The sequence below is a fragment of the Brenneria roseae subsp. americana genome (assembly GCF_003115815.1).
Lineage (GTDB): Bacteria > Pseudomonadota > Gammaproteobacteria > Enterobacterales > Enterobacteriaceae > Brenneria > Brenneria roseae.
Window position 1 is genome coordinate 72988 of record NZ_QDKJ01000013.1, and the last position, 19991, is coordinate 92978.

17 protein-coding genes are annotated in these 19991 nt (G+C 54.3%); 7 read left to right on the plus strand and 10 right to left on the minus strand.

What is annotated here, in order from left to right; all coding sequences use genetic code 11:
- Positions 1-2 precede the first annotated feature (2 nt).
- From B4923_RS15960 to bioB, 6 genes are all read right to left on the minus strand, one after another.
- Positions 3-443, minus strand: coding sequence for a VOC family protein (locus tag B4923_RS15960; RefSeq protein WP_109055361.1), 441 nt, complete (start codon positions 441-443; stop codon positions 3-5).
- 28 nt (positions 444-471) lie between these two features.
- Positions 472-2484 carry an excinuclease ABC subunit UvrB gene (uvrB, locus tag B4923_RS15965; protein ID WP_109055362.1) on the minus strand — a complete coding sequence of 671 codons (2013 nt, stop codon included), beginning with the start codon at positions 2482-2484 and terminating at the stop codon, positions 472-474.
- A gap of 767 nt (positions 2485-3251) precedes the next feature.
- Positions 3252-3929 carry a dethiobiotin synthase gene (bioD, locus tag B4923_RS15970; protein ID WP_109055363.1) on the minus strand — a complete coding sequence of 226 codons (678 nt, stop codon included), beginning with the start codon at positions 3927-3929 and terminating at the stop codon, positions 3252-3254.
- On the minus strand, positions 3922-4683 hold the full coding sequence (gene bioC / locus B4923_RS15975; protein WP_109055364.1) for a malonyl-ACP O-methyltransferase BioC: 762 nt from the start codon (positions 4681-4683) through the stop codon (positions 3922-3924). The genes bioD and bioC overlap by 8 nt, the downstream gene beginning before the upstream one ends.
- Positions 4673-5821, minus strand: coding sequence for an 8-amino-7-oxononanoate synthase (gene bioF, locus B4923_RS15980; RefSeq protein ID WP_109055365.1), 1149 nt, complete (start codon positions 5819-5821; stop codon positions 4673-4675). Before bioF ends, bioC begins: the two co-directional genes overlap by 11 nt.
- 87 nt (positions 5822-5908) lie before the next feature.
- On the minus strand, positions 5909-6946 hold the full coding sequence (bioB, locus tag B4923_RS15985) for a biotin synthase BioB (RefSeq protein WP_109055366.1): 1038 nt from the start codon (positions 6944-6946) through the stop codon (positions 5909-5911).
- Positions 6947-7040: 94 nt separating this feature from the next.
- On the opposite strand from bioB, the gene bioA reads away from it, so the two are divergent.
- The 6 genes from bioA to B4923_RS16015 all read left to right on the plus strand — a co-directional run bounded on the left by bioA (position 7041) and on the right by B4923_RS16015 (position 12793).
- Positions 7041-8336 (plus strand): adenosylmethionine--8-amino-7-oxononanoate transaminase, encoded by a 1296-nt coding sequence (bioA, locus tag B4923_RS15990; protein WP_109055367.1) that lies wholly within the window; start codon positions 7041-7043, stop codon positions 8334-8336.
- A 110-nt stretch (positions 8337-8446) separates the two neighbouring features.
- On the plus strand, positions 8447-8854 hold the full coding sequence (locus B4923_RS15995) for a CidA/LrgA family protein (RefSeq protein ID WP_109055368.1): 408 nt from the start codon (positions 8447-8449) through the stop codon (positions 8852-8854).
- Positions 8854-9552 (plus strand): CidB/LrgB family autolysis modulator, encoded by a 699-nt coding sequence (locus tag B4923_RS16000; protein ID WP_109055369.1) that lies wholly within the window; start codon positions 8854-8856, stop codon positions 9550-9552. The genes B4923_RS15995 and B4923_RS16000 overlap by 1 nt, the downstream gene beginning before the upstream one ends.
- A 24-nt stretch (positions 9553-9576) precedes the next feature.
- Entirely contained in the window at positions 9577-9930 is a 354-nt protein-coding gene (locus B4923_RS16005; RefSeq protein ID WP_109055370.1) for a hypothetical protein, read from the plus strand.
- Between the two features lie 98 nt (positions 9931-10028).
- On the plus strand, positions 10029-10919 hold the full coding sequence (gene cdd / locus B4923_RS16010) for a cytidine deaminase (RefSeq protein ID WP_109055371.1): 891 nt from the start codon (positions 10029-10031) through the stop codon (positions 10917-10919).
- A gap of 176 nt (positions 10920-11095) precedes the next feature.
- A complete protein-coding gene (locus B4923_RS16015) occupies positions 11096-12793 on the plus strand; it encodes an NAD-dependent malic enzyme (protein WP_109055372.1) in 1698 nt (565 codons plus the stop codon).
- A gap of 67 nt (positions 12794-12860) precedes the next feature.
- On the opposite strand, the gene gsiD is transcribed toward B4923_RS16015, so the two are convergent.
- The 4 genes from gsiD to gsiA form a co-directional block, all read right to left on the minus strand.
- Positions 12861-13766 carry a glutathione ABC transporter permease GsiD gene (gene gsiD, locus B4923_RS16020; RefSeq protein WP_109055373.1) on the minus strand — a complete coding sequence of 302 codons (906 nt, stop codon included), beginning with the start codon at positions 13764-13766 and terminating at the stop codon, positions 12861-12863.
- A gap of 9 nt (positions 13767-13775) precedes the next feature.
- Positions 13776-14696 carry a glutathione ABC transporter permease GsiC gene (gsiC, locus tag B4923_RS16025; RefSeq protein WP_109055374.1) on the minus strand — a complete coding sequence of 307 codons (921 nt, stop codon included), beginning with the start codon at positions 14694-14696 and terminating at the stop codon, positions 13776-13778.
- Between the two features lie 87 nt (positions 14697-14783).
- Entirely contained in the window at positions 14784-16328 is a 1545-nt protein-coding gene (gene gsiB, locus B4923_RS16030; RefSeq protein ID WP_109055375.1) for a glutathione ABC transporter substrate-binding protein GsiB, read from the minus strand.
- A gap of 28 nt (positions 16329-16356) precedes the next feature.
- Positions 16357-18264, minus strand: a complete 1908-nt coding sequence (gene gsiA, locus B4923_RS16035; protein ID WP_109055376.1) for a glutathione ABC transporter ATP-binding protein GsiA — start codon at positions 18262-18264, stop codon at positions 16357-16359.
- A 489-nt stretch (positions 18265-18753) separates the two neighbouring features.
- Here gsiA and moeA point away from each other — a divergent pair, with 489 nt between their 5' ends.
- Positions 18754-19989: a molybdopterin molybdotransferase MoeA gene (gene moeA / locus B4923_RS16040; RefSeq protein WP_109055377.1), complete on the plus strand. Its 1236-nt coding sequence runs from the start codon at positions 18754-18756 to the stop codon at positions 19987-19989.
- The last annotated feature ends 2 nt before the right edge of the window (positions 19990-19991 follow it).

Consider the following 19991-nt stretch of genomic DNA (forward strand, 5'->3'; position numbering starts at 1 on the left):
GTTTACCCCGCGGGTGCGCGCAGCCAGGGGGTATGCGTGACCCCGATCAGCATCCCTTCCGGGCTGAGGAAACGGGTTACCCGCTGCCCCCAGGGTTCCAGCCGGTTTTCCACCAGCAGCGCATAGCCTTGCTGTTTAATCGCCTGCGTTGCCTCGTCCATATCGGCAACCTCAAACTCCAGCCAACTCTGCGGCACCGGTAAATCTGACGGCCACGACGCCTGTCCGAAGCAGGATTGGCTGGCCTGTTCGAGCGGCCACAGCGAAAAGTGTTTTACTCCTTCCAGCGCATCCGTCACCAGATAATCAGGGCTGCCCTCCAGCGGCTTCAACGGCAGACCGAGTGTTTCAACGTAGAGCGCATAGCTGGCCGGGACCGATGTAACGATGGGTCCAAAGCCGGCAATAAACAGCACCTGCACACCGGGTATCGCGATATCCATAATGACCCCTTAAAACGTTTTTGTTAATTCAGGAAGCGGCAATAAATTGCGCCCGCAGCGCCTGTACCTCATCACGCAGACTGGCCGCTTCTTCAAATTCCAGATTCTGCGCGTGCATCATCATTTTGCTTTCGAGCTCGCGGATTTTCTGATCCAGCGCCTTCGGCGTCAGCAATGCATAGCTGGCTGACGGTTCGGCGGCTTTCTTGCTACGCCCTCTGCCTCTGCCGTTACTCGATTGACCAATTTGCAGGATATCAGCAATTTTCTTGTTCAGTCCCTGCGGCACAATGCCATATTTCAGGTTGTAGGCCTGTTGTTTTTCACGGCGGCGCTCTGTTTCGCTAATCGCGCGAGCCATTGACGGCGTAATTTTGTCGCCGTACAGAATCGCCTTGCCATTCAGGTTACGCGCCGCACGACCAATGGTCTGAATCAGCGAACGTTCCGAACGCAGAAAACCTTCTTTGTCGGCATCAAGAATCGCCACCAGCGACACTTCCGGCATATCCAGACCTTCCCTCAGCAGGTTGATCCCCACCAGAACATCAAATTCGCCAAGACGCAAATCGCGAATGATCTCCACCCGTTCGACGGTATCGATATCCGAGTGCAGGTAACGCACGCGTTCGCCGTGCTCTTCCAGATACTCGGTTAAATCCTCCGCCATGCGCTTGGTCAACGTCGTCACCAGCACGCGCTCATTCACAGCGGCGCGCAGACGTATTTCGGACAGCAGATCGTCCACCTGCGTCGCCACCGGACGGACCTCCAGCACCGGATCCAACAGCCCCGTCGGACGCACCACCTGATCGATCACTTCGTTGCCTGATTTCTCCAGCTCGTAGTTACCCGGCGTGGCGGAAACGTAGATCGTCTGTGGCGCCAGCGCTTCAAACTCCTCAAACTTCATCGGGCGGTTATCCAGCGCGGAAGGCAAGCGGAAACCGTATTCCACCAGCGTTTCCTTACGCGCCCGGTCGCCGCGGTACATCCCGCCGATCTGCGGTATGGTCACGTGTGATTCATCCACCACCAGCAGCCCATCGGCAGGCAGGTAGTCAAACAGCGTTGGCGGCGGCTCACCGGGGCCACGCCCGGACAGAAATCGGGAGTAGTTTTCGATACCGGAACAATAGCCCAACTCGTTCATCATTTCCAGATCGAACTGCGTGCGCTGGCTGAGACGCTGTTCTTCCACCAGCTTATCGTTCGCCAGCAGCACCTTGCGGCGTTCGGCCAGTTCAACCTTGATATCTTCCATCGCCTGCAAAATACGCTCGCGTGGCGTCACGTAGTGCGTTTTAGGATAGATGGTGTAACGCGGCATTGTCTGGATAACCTGTCCGGTCAGCGGGTCAAACAACGATAGCCGCTCGACTTCCTCATCGAACAGTTCGACACGTAACGCCACGTCATCCGATTCGGCAGGAAAGATGTCGATCACTTCGCCGCGCACGCGAAAAGTGCCGCGCTGAAACGCCTGATCGTTACGGGTGTACTGCAACTCCGCCAAGCGCCGTAAAATGGCGCGCTGGTCAATCAGCATCCCCTGCGTCAGATGCAGCATCATTTTCAGATAGAGATCGGGATCGCCCAGACCGTAAATCGCGGAAACCGAGGCCACGACCACCACGTCTCTGCGTTCCAATAGCGCTTTGGTCGCCGAAAGACGCATCTGCTCAATATGTTCATTCACCGACGCATCTTTCTCGATAAACGTATCGGAGCTTGGAACATAGGCTTCAGGCTGGTAGTAATCATAGTAGGAGACGAAATATTCCACCGCGTTATCGGGGAAAAACGCCTTCATTTCACCGTAAAGCTGCGCGGCCAGCGTCTTGTTCGGCGCCAGAACCATGGTTGGGCGATTCAAATCGGCAATTACGTTCGCGATGGTAAACGTTTTGCCGGAACCCGTCACACCCAACAGCGTCTGATGCGCCAACCCATCTTCCAGCCCTTCCTCCAAACGGCGAATGGCCTCAGGCTGGTCGCCTGCCGGTTGAAATTCGGACTTCAGTTTAAAGACTTTACTCATAGTTAAACACGCTACTCATGAATGGACGATCAATGGCAAGCAGAGGGAACGCCATGGCGCTTCCTTGACACTTAACTATTATGGGAAACAATCGCGAACTTTACTTCCGCCATGATACTGGATATAAAAACAGCATCAAGAAAATTATTGCCGGATTGGATGATTATCAAACAAAGACATCGGCTAGCACATTCATGGATGATCGGCTAGCAAATATCAGGATTATTTATCCCCAATCTCACGATTCCTGTAACGTAGAGGTATTACCAGTGATGTGAATTTATGCAACTACGCGTCAGGCCTTAACAAGAGACTTGATTTTAATTAATGCAATGATTTTTAACGAATTAATCAAAAAGCGGAGAATAGCGCCAACCTGGCGACAACCCGCGCCGGCTCTCGTCTGGCGCGATTTTTCTATCCCTAATGCACACAGTTATCCACAGAAATGGTGGATAACTCTCACAACGCCGCACCCGCTCTGAGTTGCTGAAATACTACCTTCATCTTATATCGTGATTGATATGGATTTTTTTCACGTTCTTTGTGCGATTTATCTTATAAGTATTAGACTGAAAAATACTAAAAACAGACGCCCCTATGCAGGCGTAGCAAGGGCTTACCAGAAATTTCAAGATGCTTTTTTCTATTGAATACGGCAAATACCATGCTTATTACCAATCTTAGCCATAAAGATCGGCGTTTGCCATTAACGAAATGAGTCCCGCATAAGAGAAACTCATCGCGCTTTGCCTGCATAAAAGCGATTAATCCAAGCGTGTCAGATCGATATACTGTCCCAGAGGTTGCCGTTGAGGCGCCGCCAAATGCGGTATTTCTCCCAGCATGGGGGCAGGCAGCCGCTGCTGTAAACTGCTCAGGTATTCCTGGTGCCGTTTGCCCGGCGGCGTGATGTCGTTGGCAATCCAGCCGCTCAATTTCAATCCCGATTGCGCAATCGCGCTGGCTGTCAATAATGCATGATTAATGCAGCCCAGCTTAATCCCCACGACCAGAATGATCGGCAACTGCTCCTGATAAACCCAATCAGCAAACGTTTCCCGCGCCGACAGCGGGGTAAACCAGCCGCCGGCGCCTTCCACCAGCAACCAGTCGGCCTGCGTCTCCAGCATCCGTAATCCCTCGGACAACACGGGCAGATGAATCGGTCGCTGCTCCTCGGCACTGATAATATGTGGCGACGTCGGTTCAATAAACGCCATTGGATTCACCGCCTGATAGTCAAGCGGCACGCTGCTGTTGGCCTGAAGCGCCAACGCATCGCCGTTTCGCACGCCGTCGGGGGTAATGTCGCAGCCGGACGCAACCGGCTTATAACCGGCGGTACGGTATCCGGCGTGATTCGCGGCCTGCAACAGTGCGCAACTGGCGATAGTTTTACCGACTTCCGTATCCGTACCCGCGACAAACCAGCGTTTAATCACGATAGATCACTCCGTAAATCAATTGGTAGCTGAGCGGATAGCCTTCTGAGCATCGCGGATAAACCGACGATAATCCGTTTAAGCGGGAACGACTCAGCAATCCGGGGGCTCGTCCCTGATGCAACCAGGTCGCGCCAATCCCCTTTAATGACTTCATTAACGTCAGCACATCCGGGAAGTAACACGTGATACGCTCCTGACGAAGCTGATAACGATAAGGCTGACAAGCCGCTTCGATCGCGCCGGCGGAGAGAAAATGATTCACACGACGGGTGCCGTCCAACTGCGTCCAGGCATGAGAAAGCTCGCTCAGTGACCCCTCCGCCAACGTAGAAAAAGCAATGATCCCCTCCGATCGCGTGACCCGATACAGCTCAGCCAGCGCACGGGGTAAATCATCACACCACTGCACCGCCAGATTGCTATAGCTAATATCCACGCAGCCGTCTTCCAGCGGCAGATGTTCGATATCACCTTGCACGTAGCGTTCAGCCGCCTGATGTCGGCTGGCATGGCTCAGCATGGCCGGAGAGAGATCCAATGCGGTAACGCGTTTCCCCTGCTGTTGCCAATAGCGGCTGAAATACCCCGTCCCGCAGCCCGCATCCAGAACCCGGGTCCCACCGTGCGGCGGAATTAAATCAAGCAGGCGCTCCCCGCTGGTGCGTTGCAATTCGGCAAAACGATCATAGCTGGCCGCCGCCCGTCCGAACGCCTGCGCAATCGCCTGCTTATGGCATGTATCAGCGAACATGATGCAGCACCGCCAGCAGTCGTTCGATATCTTCCGGCTGATGATCAGCCGTCAGCGTAATGCGTAAACGCGCACTGCCGGGCGGTACGGTGGGAGGACGCATCGCGCTCACCCATAGCCCCTGCTCACGCAGCGCCGCCGTTAACGCCAGCGTGCGGGCATTATCCCCCACCACCAGCGGCTGGATGGCGCTCAGAGAATTCATCAGTTGGTACGACGACGCCGAAAAACCAGCACGGAACTGAGCAATATTACGTTGCAACCTATCCCGCCGTGCCGGTTCGTTACGAATACAGTGTAATGCGGCGCTCAGTGCACAAGCTTGCGGCGCGGGCATCGAGGTGCTGTAAATCAGATGACGGGCGAACTGCAAGAAGTATTCCGCCAGCGGTTCGTCACACAGCACGGCCGCGCCGCTAACGCCGAAGGCTTTGCCGAACGTCACAATCAGCAGTTCCGGTTTTACGCCCTGTTGCCAGCAGCTTCCGCGTCCTTCTTCCCCGGACACGCCAATGCCGTGGGCATCATCCACCATCAACAGCGCACCGTGCGCGCTCGATTGCGCATGTAACTGCGCTAACGGCGCGCTATCACCGTCCATGCTGAATACGCCTTCGGTCACCACCAGCGTTTGGCCTTCTGCGGGTTTTTCCAGCAGCTGTTGCAGGCTATCTGCCTGATTATGCTGAAAACGCCGTAACGTCGCCGGTGAATGTGCCGCCGCCTCCAGCAAGGAAGCATGGCTCAGCTTATCAGCCAGAATGCGGTCGCCCGTTTGGGTTAAGGCCGCGACAACCGCCTGATTCGCCGCATAGCCGGAAATAAACAGTACGGCACGCGGGTATCCCAGCCAGTCGGCCAGTTGAGTTTCCAGTGCGGCATGCGCATCGGTATATCCCGTCACATGGCCGGAGCCGCCGCTGCCGACGCCGTATCGGTCCGCGCCCTGCTGCCAGGCCCGGATAATCTCAGGGTGGTGGCTCAACCCCAGATAGTCATTACTGGAAAAATTCAGATAACAGCGATCGCCTTGTCTCAGCCAGCGTCCGCTGCTCCCCTGATTGATCTGCCGCTTGCGATACGCATCGTCCTGTTGTCGCTGCGTCAGCGCCTGTTCAACACGGGTTTGCCAGCTCATCTCTCGTCGCTCCGCGTTATCTTGCCCTGCAATACCGATGACAGACGCGGTTTACACGGCCGTATGCGTTTAAACCACAGAATGGTTTTAAACCGCCGCATTGTAAAATTGCTCGCTGTCGCTATGAATCAGCTGATCCGTCAGTCGCTGCTGCTGTTGGTTGTCGCCATACTCGACTTCGGTCTGCTGTGGGTTCAGCCCCAGCTTACGGAATAACGCCAGATCCTTATCTTCTTTTGGATTCGGCGTGGTCAGCAGTTTGCAACCATAAAAAATGGAGTTGGCCCCCGCCATAAAGCACATCGCCTGCGTTTGTTCGCTCATCTGCTCGCGCCCGGCGGATAGCCGAACATAGGAAGACGGCATCATGATACGCGCAACGGCAATGGTGCGAATAAAATCAAACGGATCGACATCGTCGTTATCGGCCAACGGCGTGCCTTTTACCTTGACCAGCATATTGATCGGAACGCTTTCCGGCGGCGTCGGCAAATTGGCCAGCTGTACCAGCAATCCGGCCCGATCGCGCACGGTTTCGCCCAGCCCGACAATCCCGCCGGAACAGACCTTGATCCCTGCGTGGCGCACTTTATCCAGCGTATCAAGACGTTCCTGATAGCTGCGCGTGGTGATGATATTGCCGTAGAATTCCGGTGAGGTATCCAGATTATGGTTATAAAAATCCAGACCGGCGGAAGCCAGACGCGCCGCCTGATCGCCGCTTAACGTACCGAGCGTCATGCAGGTTTCCATCCCCAGATCTTTGACGCCCTGCACCATTTGCTCCAGATAAGGCATGTCGCGTTCATGGGGATTCTTCCAGGCCGCGCCCATACAAAAACGGGTAGAGCCTGCCGCTTTTGCCTGACGCGCCGACGCCAGCACCTGTTCCACCTGCATCAGTCGTTCCGTTTCAATCCCGGTACGGTAGCGGGAGCTTTGCGGACAATATTTACAGTCTTCAGGACAGGCGCCGGTTTTAATCGACAGCAGCGTACTCACCTGCACCTGGCGGGGATCGAAGTGTTGTCGATGGATTTGCTGGGCCTCAAACATCAACTCCAGAAAAGGTTTATTGAATAGGTTTTGTGCTTGCTCAAGCGTCCAGTAAATGCGGTCAGCCATATCGGCATCTCCAAAATAAAATCGTTTTATCAGTTTAAATTAACCCGATATACTGTCAACCAAATCAAACTCAAATTGGTTTACATAAAATATTATGACTTCGGAAGACCTGGCATTTGACCAGCGCCACATCTGGCATCCTTACACTTCAATGACCCACCCGCTCCCTTGTTATCCGGTGGTGTCAGCCAATGGCGTCGAACTGCAACTTGACGACGGGCGCAAACTGGTCGATGGCATGTCCTCCTGGTGGGCGGCGATTCACGGCTATAACCATCCGGTGATTAATCAGGCGGTGCAGTATCAGCTGTCGCAAATGTCGCATGTGATGTTCGGGGGCATTACGCACCCGGCGGCCATTGCGCTTTGCCGCCAGTTGGTGGAGATCACTCCGACCGGGCTGGAGTGCGTCTTTCTGGCTGATTCGGGGTCGGTTGCCGTTGAAGTGGCGATGAAGATGGCGCTGCAATACTGGCAGGCGCGTGGCGAAGTGCGCCAGCGTTTTCTTACCCTGCGCCACGGTTATCACGGCGATACCTTTGGCGCGATGTCGGTGTGCGACCCGCAAAATTCCATGCACAGTCTGTATCAGGGCTACCTCCCCCATCATCTGTTTGTGGACGCGCCACGATGCGGCTTTGACGCCGACTGGCAGGACGCCGATATTGCCCCGTTGCGCACCACACTGGCCGAGCAGGCGCACGAGATCGCCGCCGTCATTCTGGAACCGATTGTACAGGGCGCTGGCGGCATGCGTTTTTATCATCCAACGTACCTGCGACAGGTACGTGAACTGTGCGACCAGTACGGCATACTGCTGATAGCGGACGAAATTGCGACCGGATTTGGCCGTACCGGTAAGCTGTTCGCCTGTGAACACGCGGGGATCACGCCGGATATTCTGTGTCTGGGGAAAGCGTTAACCGGCGGCTATATGACATTATCCGCCACGCTGACCACCCGCCCGGTTGCCGAAACCATCAGTAACGGCGCGGCGGGATGCTTTATGCACGGTCCGACCTTTATGGCCAATCCGCTGGCCTGCGCCGCCGCCAATGCCAGCCTGTCGCTGCTGGCGGAAAATCGCTGGCAGCAGCAGGTAAAAACCATTGAACAACAGCTACGTCAAGGGCTTATGGCTTTCGCCGCATCCGAACAGGTCGCCGATATCCGGGTGCTGGGCGCGATCGGCGTCGTGGAAACCCGCCAGCCGGTGAATATGGCGCGGCTACAGCGATTTTTTGTTGAACGCGGCGTCTGGATCCGTCCATTCGGCAAGCTGATTTACCTGATGCCTCCCTTTATCATTCAACCTGCGCAGCTGCATCTGCTTATTACTGCTATCGGTGAAGCGCTTGCGGACGCCAGCCTGTTTAGCAATGACGTCTGAATCACATCAGGAAACGGTAAGACGGACATCTCGCACGGAAAACCTGTGAGCTGTGGCACGCTAATTCTATTAGCGTTATGATAAGCCCTTCAGTTAATCAGGAATTCCCCATGCGTAATACGATCACACTATGCTGGCAGTATTTACGCGCTTTCGCATTGATTTATCTCTGCCTGCTGGCAGGCAATGCGATATCCGCGTTACTTCCGCTGACCATTCCCGGCAGCATCATTGGTATGCTGATTCTGTTCACTCTGCTGGCCTCGCAAATTCTGCCTGCTGAATGGGTGAAGCCGGGTTGCCACCTGTTAATCCGCTATATGGCGTTGTTGTTCGTACCGATTGGCGTGGGCGTCATGAACTATTATGACCTGCTCAGCCAGCAGTTCGGCCCGATTGTCGTTTCCTGTATGGTCAGCACGTTTATCGTGATGATCGTCGTCGGTTTCAGCACGCAGATCATGCAACGTGAAAAGATCATCGCAGACAACCGTCTGCAAGGTGGGGATAAAGAATAATGCTGGCCTATTTATGGTGGTCTCTGCCGCTGACTCTGTTTGTCTTTTTTGTCGCACGCAAGCTGGCGATTTGGACCAAAATGCCGTTGCTGAATCCGTTGCTGATTTCAATGGTCATTATCATCCCGCTACTACTGCTGCTGCACATTCCATACGATCACTACTTCAAGGGCAGCGAAGTGCTCAACGATCTGCTGCAACCTGCGGTCGTCGCGCTGGCTTTTCCCTTATATGAGCAGCTTCACCAGATTCGCGCCCGCTGGAAATCGATTATCAGCGTTTGTTTTATCGGCAGCCTGACCGCCATCGTGTCCGGTACGCTGGTCGCTCTGTGGATGGGTGCATCGCCGGAGATTGCCGCGTCTGTATTGCCTAAATCCGTCACCACGCCCATTGCCATGGCCGTCGCCAGTTCTATCGGCGGTATTCCCGCCATCAGCGCCGTCTGCGTAATTTTTGTCGGTATTCTGGGGGCCGTGTTAGGACACAGCCTGTTCAATCGCATCGGGATCAAAACCAAAGCGGCGCGTGGCTTGTCGATGGGAACCGCTTCACACGCCTTAGGCACGGCGCGCTGTGTTGAAGTGGATTTTCAGGAGGGAGCATTCAGTTCACTGGCATTAGTCATCTGCGGGATTATCACCTCGCTGATCGCGCCGTTTGTTTTCCCCGTACTATTGCAGTTTTTCAGCAAGTGACCGCATGCAATCAATGAAAAAAAGATGGAAATACGCGAACAGGATTTTTATGACTTTCTCAAGGATGAACAACTGCTGGAGCTGCGTGAACGTTTAAAGATCGCAGATGACAGCGGCTCAATATTTTCTATTCGTCTGTTCTGGTCGGCCGATTACTTTATCGATGACGGCGGCAAAGCCGTCATGACGCAAGCCTTTCCCCGCGACAATCCCATCGTGGCTCAAAGCCAATGGCCACTGGACAAATGGCGCACTCTGCTACATAAGACAGATTGGACGCGTTTGACGTCCGCAATGCTGGATCACTTTCCCCGCCGCACCCTGTCACTCATCATCGTTAGACTAAAACTTGAGATACATCTCGCATTTAACATTTAATTTTCATAAATTTCATCCATAAAGAGATACATATCACAATTTATTGCTACTCTGCTCCCTAACATAGATTTATTGACCGGTAAAAAGAGCAAGCCGATATGCATCCAAGATTTGATAACGCTTTTCAACAATTACCCGCCAACCTACAGTCTGCGCTGGCGCCGATCCTGAACCGGGCGGAGTTCTCCGCCATGCTGACGAGCGATGAGGTAGAAAGCCTGTGCCGTGCCAGCCAGATGGAGCGGGATGCGCTGGCGTTTGCCTTATTACCGTTAGCGGCGGCTTGCGCGCAGGCCGCCATTTCCCATTTTCAGGTCGGTGCCATTGCACAAGGCCTGAGTGGCAATTTCTATTTTGGCGCCAATATGGAGTTTGCTCACGTGCAGTTGCAGCAAACCGTACACGCGGAACAAAGCGCGATTGCACATGCCTGGTTACGTAATGAAACAGGACTAAGTTCCATTACGGTGAACTACACGCCGTGCGGCCACTGTCGGCAATTTATGAATGAACTGAACAGCGCGCCTTCACTGCGCATCCAGCTACCGGGACGCCAGCCTGCCCTGCTCAGCCACTATCTGCCTGACGCATTTGGTCCGGCTGATTTACAAATCAAGACGTTATTGCTGGATGAAGTGAACCACGGCTATCGGCTGGAGAATGCGGATGCGCTAACGTTGCAGGCACTGGAAGCAGCCAACCGCAGCCATGCGCCGTATAGCCATGCCATCAGCGGCATCGCGCTGGAAACGGTGAACGGCCATCGCTATAGCGGCCGCTACGCGGAAAACGCGGCATTCAACCCCAGCCTGCCGCCGCTGCAAGCGGCACTGAATCTGATGAATCTTTCCGGTGAAGCGCAAACCGATATCCGTCGCGCCGCAATCGTCGAACGTCGGGATGCCGCCATCAGTCAATGGTCCATCTCGCAAGTCATGCTGAATGAACTCGGATGCGCCGACGTTGTCCGGCGTTTCATTGACGAATAGCCGTCAAAATTTAGAGGTGAATCGATTAACCTTATTTAAGTGCTCAGATGCAAGCCATCTGTAACTATTTTAATTAACATTTTCTGTACATATTCCTCGGGTAATTTAAGATCCGCTTCAGTTTTTATTGGTTATTAAACTGAATTCGTTTCTGTTACCCGAAGAGTAAAAAAGTCATGGAATTAGAATACGAAAGTAAACGTCCCCTCTACATCCCTTATGCTGGCCCTATCTTGCTTGAATTTCCGTTGCTGAATAAAGGCAGTGCATTTACAGAAGAAGAACGCGCCAACTTTAACCTGCATGGTCTATTACCTGAAGCTGTCGAAACCATTGAGGAACAGGCCGAACGAGCCTGGCGTCAATATCAGGAATTCAAGAATGATATTGATAAGCACGTCTACCTGCGCAACATTCAGGATACGAATGAAACGCTGTTCTACCGCCTGCTGGACGCTCACCTGAGCGAGATGATGCCAATCATCTATACGCCAACCGTGGGTGAAGCCTGTGAGCATTTCTCCGATATCTATCGTCGGGCGCGCGGGTTGTTTATCTCCTACCCAAACCGCGCGCATATCGACGATATGCTGCAAAACGCCACCAAGCAGAATGTAAAAGTCATCGTTGTCACTGACGGCGAACGTATTCTGGGTTTGGGCGATCAGGGCATCGGCGGTATGGGGATTCCGATCGGTAAACTGTCGCTTTACACCGCGTGTGGCGGCATCAGTCCGGCTTACACCCTGCCGGTTGTTCTGGATGTGGGCACCAATAACCCACAGCGTCTGAACGATCCGCTGTACATGGGCTGGCGCCATCCTCGTATTACCGATGACGAATATTATGCGTTCGTTGACGAATTCATTCAGGCGGTCAAACGCCGCTGGCCGAACGTGCTGTTGCAGTTCGAAGACTTCGCCCAGAAAAATGCGACCCCGTTGCTAAACCGCTACCGTGATGAAATCTGTAGCTTCAACGATGACATTCAGGGCACCGCCGCCGTAGCGCTGGGCAGCCTGATTGCCGCCAGCCGCGCGGCCGGCAGCCAACTGCGCGATCAAACCGTGGTCTTCCTCGGTGCGGGCTCCGCCGGTTGCGGCATCGCCGAACAAATTATTGCGCAGATGAAATCCGAAGGGTTGAGCGAAGATGAGGCCCGCGCCCGCGTTTTCATGGTTGACCGTTTCGGCCTGCTGACCGATAAATTGCCGAACCTGCTCGATTTTCAAAGTAAACTGGTGCAGAAAAGCGAACAGTTGACTGATTGGGACGTGACCAGCGACGCGATCTCTCTGCTGGAAGTGGTTAGCAACGCCAGACCAACCATCATGATCGGGGTTTCCGGCCAACCGGGCCTGTTTACGGAAGAAATTATCCGTGAAATGCACAAACACTGCGCACGCCCGATCGTCATGCCGTTATCTAACCCGACCTCCCGTGTGGAAGCGCGTCCGGAAGATATTATTCGCTGGACCGACGGCGCCGCGCTGGTGGCAACGGGCAGCCCGTTTAACCCGGTAACCTATAAAGATAAGGTTTACCCGATTCCCCAGTGCAACAACTCCTTTATTTTCCCGGGTATTGGGTTAGGCGTGTTGGCTTCCGGGGCAAAACGCATTACCGATGGCATGCTGATGGCGGCCAGCCGCGCATTGGCCGATTGTTCACCCATGGCCAACAGCGGTGATGGGGCGCTACTGCCGGACATCGCGGATATTCAGGACGTCTCCAGACGCATCGCGCTGGAAGTGGGTAAAGCCGCGCAGTTGCAAGGCGTCGCGGTCGTAACGTCCGGTGATGCTCTGGCGAAAGCGATTGCGCATAACTTCTGGCAGCCGCAATACCGTAGCTACAAACGTACCTCGTTCTAATCAAGGAACGGGACAAATAAGCGCGGCCTTTGCCGCGCTTATCGCACTTTGTCATCAAACTCGCTTTTTATCCTTTCAGTTTCGGATCCAACGCATCACGCAGTCCATCGCCCAACAGATTAAACGCCAGTACCGTCAGAAAAATAGCCAGACTGGGGAAAATTGCCACGTGCGGCGCAATCACCATGTCGGAACGCGCTTCATTGAGCATCGCCCCCCATTCCGGCGTCGGCGGCTGAGCGCCAAGCCCCAGAAATGATAAACTGGCCGCGGTAATGATCGACATGCCAATGCGCATGGAGAAATACACCACAATCGACGACACCGTGCCGGGCAGAATATGCCGGAAAACAATGGTCCAGTCGGATGCGCCAATACTGCGGGCCGCCTCAATGTATGTCTGATGTTTCAATACCAGCGTATTGCCCCTGACCAGGCGGGCAAAGGCCGGGATACTGAAGATCGCCACGGCGACAATCACATTTGCCATCCCGCTGCCCATAATCGCCACCACGGCAATCGCCAGCAGAATACCGGGAAACGCAAATAGCACATCGCAGATGCGCATAATAATGCGATCCCACCAGCCTTCGTAGTAACCCGCCAACATCCCCAGAGACGTGCCGATCAGCATCCCGACCAGCACGGAGAAGATCCCTGCCGCCAGCGAGATGCGCGTTCCCACCAGGATACGGCTGAAAATATCCCGCCCCAGCGAATCCACGCCCAACCAGTGCACCGCGGACGGTCCTTCATTCAACCGATCGTAATCAAAATAGTTTTCGGCATCATAGGGAATCAGGTAAGGCGCCAGCACTGCGATAAGAATCAGCAAAACCACAAACATACCCGCCAACAAAGCCACATGCTGACGACGGAAGCGCCGCCAGAACTCGCGCCACGGCGTGCGAACCTGATTCTCTCTGAGCACCGGCAGAGTGGATAACGCCGCCTTACGTCGCCAGTTTCTCATTCCCTTTCCTTATTTATAACGAATCGCCGGGTTGATCGCGGCATACAGCATATCGACCAGCAAATTGATCAGAATAAACTCCAGCGAAAACAGCAACACTTCGGCCTGAATCACCGGATAATCACGCATCTCCACTGAATCGACCAACAACCGCCCCAGTCCCGGCCAGTTAAATACTTTTTCCACCACAATCGAGCCGCCCAACAGAAAACCGAATTGCAACCCCATCATGGTTACGACCGGGATCAGCGCATTGCGTAAGCCGTGTTTTACCACCACCAACGATTCACGTACGCCTTTTGCCCGCGCCGTACGCATATAATCTTCCTGCATCACCTCGACAAAAGACGCCCGGGTGAAGCGGGCCATGACCGCCGCCACGGCGGCGCCCAGCGTAATAGAAGGCAAGATATAGTGCCGCCAGGTATCCGCGCCGACGGTGGGTAACCAGCCGAGCTCAACGGAAAACACCTGCATCAGCAACATACCCAGCGCAAAGGCGGGAAACGAAATTCCGGACACCGCCAGCGTCATGCCGATCCGGTCCGGCCAGCCATTGCGCCACACGGCTGACACCACACCAATCGCCATGCCAAAAATCACTGCCCAGACCATACTGCTGACGGTCAGCCAGAACGTCGGCATAAAGCGTGTGGCGATCTCATCCACCACGGGTCTTTTGGATACCATTGACGTACCCAAATCCCCTTGCAGGCTGCGTGTAAAAAAACGCCAAAACTGCTCAGGCAACGGCTTATCCAGGCCCAGATCCTGACGGACCAACTCGATCACCGTCGCATCCGCTTCCCGTCCGGCCGCCAGACGCGCCGGATCGCCCGGCAGCAAATGGACGAACAGAAACACCAGCACCATGACGATCAACAGCGTGGGAATCAGCCCCAATAATCGTTTGATAAAATAATTCAGCATGGATTGGTTCCCACCACCTATCCCCCCTCGATGTCAAAGAGCAGGGAGGCCAGACCGGCCTCCCTGATTACGCGGAACATCATCGGACTATTCTTTCAGGTCCGCATCGTCAAAGCTGAATGCCGTATCCGGCATCACATAAAACCCGGTCAGATTCTTACTGTTAGCCGAAACCAACCGTTCCGTTACCAGGAAAACCCATGGCGCATCGGCCCAGATTTTATCCTGTGCGTCTTTGTACAGTTTCTGTTTCTCCGTCCGATCGGTCGTTTTCAGTGCGTTGGTCAAATCCGCATCAACCTGTGGATTGCTGTAAAAGGCCGTATTGAACAACGCTGGCGGCCAGGATGCCGTGGCGAACAGCGGAGACAACGCCCAATCAGCCTCGCCGGTGGAGGCGGACCAGCCGGTATAGAACATGCGCACGCCGGTTTCCTTCATGTCTTTTCCTTCAACTTCCGCCGCACGCTGACCGGCATCCATCGCCGTCACTTCCGCTTTGATGCCCACCTGCGCCAGTTGCTGCTGCGTAAACTGCAACACTTTCTGTGCCGTACTGTGGTTATGCGATGACCACAGCGTGGTGGTGAAACCATTCGGATACCCCGCCTCTTTCAATAGCTCGCGGGCTTTCGCCGGATCGTAAGGCCACGGCTGATACGTCTCCGCATAGTCAATACTGGGCGGCAGCGGTCCTTCCGCCGGCGTGGCATAGCCAGAGAAGGCCACTTTAATCAGCGCGTCTTTGTTGATGGCGTAATTGATCGCCTGACGGACTTTGAGATTATCAAACGGCTTCTGTGTCACATTAAGGCTGATGTAACGGTGCAGAATCGACGGCGATGCCACCAGCGCCAGTTTGTCATTTTTCTCCAGCACGCCGGCCTGCTCAAACGGAATCGGATAGGCAAAGTGCGCTTCGCCGGTTTGCAACAGCGCGGCTCGCGTATTGTTATCCACGACCGGACGCCAGGTGATGCTATCCAGCTTCGGCAATCCCGCTTTCCAATAACCGGCAAATTTCTCGGCTTTGACATAGTCCGTCTGGTTCCAGGTCACAAAACGATATGGCCCGGTTCCTACCGGATGGAAACCGATCTCTTTGCCATACTGTTTTAGCGCGGCAGGTGAAATCATCACCGCCGCAGGATGGGCCAGATTATTAATAAATGCCGAAAACGGCGATTTCAGCGTGATTTTCACCGTCTGGGCATCAACGACCTCGGTTTTATCAATCATCCGGAACAGGTTATAGCGTTTCAGACGATTTTCCGGATTGCTGGCGCGATCCAGATTCACTTTGACCGCATCGGCATTGAAATCCGTGCCATCATGAAACTTCACGCCCGGATGCAGTTTGACGGTATAAACCAGACCATCAGGGCTGGTTTCATAACTGTCCGCCAGGACATTAACCAGCTTCATATCCTTGTCGAAACCAAACAATCCCTGATAGAACGACTTGGCAACCGTTTGTGACAGCGAGTCATTGGCATCGTATGGATCAAGACTGGTAAAGTTGGACCCCACCGCAATCACCGCATCTTTCGCCGCCCAGGCCGGTGCTGCCGCCATAGCCGCTGCGACACCGGCAGCAACTAACCAGTTACGCTTTAAAGTAATAACATTCATCGTGTTACGTTCTCCTTGTGAGTCCCTGTCAGTAAGCGCCGGCAATCGGGTGATGAGCGACAAAATGCCGTTCGCCAACCTGAACCAGAGGCGCGATGGTAGGTTCATCGCCTATTGCCCGAATTGGGCTCGGCATTTCATCAACCAGTAAAACCTGTTCACGATGGCGGCGTGAAGGATCGGCTATGGGTACTGCTGCGATCAGCTTACGGGTATAAGGATGGCGGGGATTCTCGAACACCGCCCTGCGCGGGCCGATTTCCACAATTTGCCCCATATACATTACCGCAACCCGGTGGCTGATCCGCTCAACCACCGCCATATCATGCGAAATGAATAAAAACGCAATGCCGAATTCGCGCTGCAAATCCAGCATCAGATTGATAATTTGTGCCTGAATGGAAACATCCAGCGAGGAAACCGCCTCATCCGCAATAACGACTTTGGGGTTCAACGCCAATGCTCTGGCGATACAGAGACGCTGACGCTGCCCGCCGGAAAATTCATGCGGATAGCGGCGGGCGTGTTCAGGTTGCAACCCTACCCGCGCTAATAGCCATTCAACACGCTGTTCCGCTTCCCGTCTGCTCCCGACCTTGTGCACCAGCAACGGTTCCATAATGGAAAATCCAACGGTCAGGCGTGGGTCCAGCGAAGCATAAGGGTCCTGAAAAATAAACTGAATGTCTCTGCGCAAATGCTGCAACGCCGCCCCTTTCAGTTGATTAATCTGTTGACCGCCAAAAACAATCGTTCCACTCTGACTTTCCACCAGCTTCAGCAACGCTCGTCCGGTCGTGGATTTGCCGCAGCCTGACTCGCCAACCAGCGACAACGTTTCACCCGGATAGAGGTCAAAGCTCACTTTTTCGACCGCATGAACCTGACGGGTTACCCGGTTCAACAGACCGCTGCGCACCGGAAATCGGGTAACCAGATTCTGCACCTGTAAAATAGGCGCGGCATTCACAGGAATGGTATTCTGCGGCGCACTGTCGACGGTTTGCGGCGTCTCGTGATTCAACAGCGGAAATTTTGCCGGAAACGCCTGCCCGCGCATGGAACCCAACGTCGGCACCGCCGCCAGCAAAGCCTGCGTATAATGATGCTGCGGCGTATTGAAAATCTGATTGACGTCCCCTGTCTCCACGCTTTCTCCGCGATACATCACCATCACCCGGTCAGCAACTTCCGCGACCACCCCCATGTCGTGGGTGATGAAGATGACGGCCATGTTCATTTCCCGTTGCAACACGCGAATAAGTTGCAGGATCTGGGCCTGTATGGTGACATCCAGCGCCGTCGTCGGCTCATCCGCGATCAGCAGCGACGGTTTGCAGGAGAGCGCGATGGCAATCATGACCCGTTGCCGCATGCCGCCGGAGAGCTGATGAGGATAGCGATCCAGTACGTTACGCGCTTCGGGAATACGGACCAGATCCAACATATGTAAAGCTTCCTGCCGCGCGGCACGATGATCCTTCCCCTGATGCAAGCGGATGGATTCGGCAATCTGCTCACCGACCGAAAAGACCGGATTCAGCGACGTCATTGGCTCCTGAAAAATCATAGCCAGATCGGCGCCGCGCAGTTTCCGCATTAGCGACTGATGGGTTTCCCGCAGATCCAGAACCTGACCATTACGCCGGCGAAACAGCATATCTCCCTGATGAATCACGCCGCCGGCCTGTTCAATCAAGCGCATCACCGCCAGCGACGTCACCGATTTCCCCGACCCGGATTCGCCGACAATAGCCAGCGTCTCACCGCGATCTACCGCAAAGGTTAAATCACGCACCGCATCCGTCCGCTGTCCCTGCTGCTCGAAATAAACGCTCAAATCGCGAACCGCCAATACCCGCTCGTCAGGCAGGGAAATCCTGGGCGCAGGGACAGGGATAAGAGGCGATGCAGCATGATGCCGTGTTAATACCATTAACAGTGGATCTCCATATAAACAAAGGCCGCGACGACGACGGTTCGATCAGGGACGAATGATTAACGCATTCCGGCTGTGACGTACATTGCCTATCGCATCATCTCCTCACCGAAGGAGATAGCCGGCGAAATAACGCATTGATATTAAATTGCGCATGGTTGATGACCGCATTCGGCGGCAAGAAACCGATTCGTCATCACCCGCGTTTTTTGACTATATTTAGCGCAGGGTATGATGTAAAGCAGAAACTTAACCGGCATTTCGATAAAAAATCTTTTATAACATATAGTTAATAAAAATAAACATAACGATATAAATCCACCGACGGCTCAACGAACCTCCAGTCCGGCGTAATACACGCTCACAATTACCCAACGCCTTGACCCACGCGCATTCTCCGGGCAGGCGTTCTCTGACATAATATTGGCATACGATCCCTGTTTTCGCCCGCAGACTTCCCCTGGCGAAACCTATCATGGAGTGCAGATGAAAAGCATGACCTCTGGCTTATTGCCCCTCGAACAGGCGTTGGCAACGATATTTGCTCAGGTATCACCGATATCGGAAACAGAAAATGTTTCGCTGTATGATGCCGCCGGCCGGATCAGCGCCGACGTGATAACGTCCCCCATAGACGTTCCCCCCTTCGCTAATTCTGCAATGGATGGTTATGCCGTTCGCTGCGCCGATCTCTGTGCGTCAGAACCGCTACCGGTGGCGGGCAAAGCCTTTGCAGGGGCGCCATTTAACGGGGATTGGCCCGCTGGAACCTGTATCCGCATCATGACCGGCGCCCCCATTCCTGAAGGTACCGATGCGGTTATCATGCAGGAACAGGCGGAAGTCAGCGCCGTCGGCGTGCGCTTTACCCATGACGTCAAGCCCGGGCAGAATATCCGTCGATCCGGTGAGGATATCCGTGCAGGCGCGGTTGTTCTGCCCGCAGGAAGAAAATTAAGCGTAGCGGAATTGCCGTTGCTGGCTTCGTTAGGGATCGCCCGAATTAATGTATTCCGTCGTTTGAAAGTGGCTATCTTTTCAACCGGCGATGAACTTCAGCCCGTCGGCACCCCGCTTCAGGCCGGACAAATCTATGACACTAACCGTTTCGCCGTGCGCCTGATGCTGGAACAAATCGGCTGTGAGGTTAACGATTTGGGTATCATTGGCGATGACCTTGCCGCCCTGCGCAACACTTTTCACCGGGCGGACAGCAGCGCCGATCTGGTTATCAGCAGTGGGGGCGTTTCCGTCGGTGAAGCGGATTACACGAAACAGATGCTGGATGAATTAGGCGATATCCATTTTTGGAAACTGGCGATCAAACCCGGTAAGCCGTTTGCCTTCGGCAAGTTACAGCATGCCTGGTTCTGCGGCCTGCCGGGCAATCCGGTTTCCGCGGCCCTCACCTTCTATCAACTGGTTCAGCCCCTGCTGGCTCGTTTAGGTGGGCATACAGAGTGGCATTTACCTGAGCGTATCCGCGTAAAAACAACCAGCGCACTGAAAAAGACGCCCGGTCGCACAGATTTTCAGCGTGGTGTCTTCAACCGTAACGCACAGGGTGAACTGGAAGTCAGAACTACCGGACATCAGGGTTCGCATGTCTTCAGTTCCTTCAGCCTCGCGAACTGTTTTATCGTGCTGGAAGCCGAACGCGGACAGGTCGCCGCAGGTGAATGGGTCGAAATAGAACCGTTCAATTCACTGTTAGGACATTGATC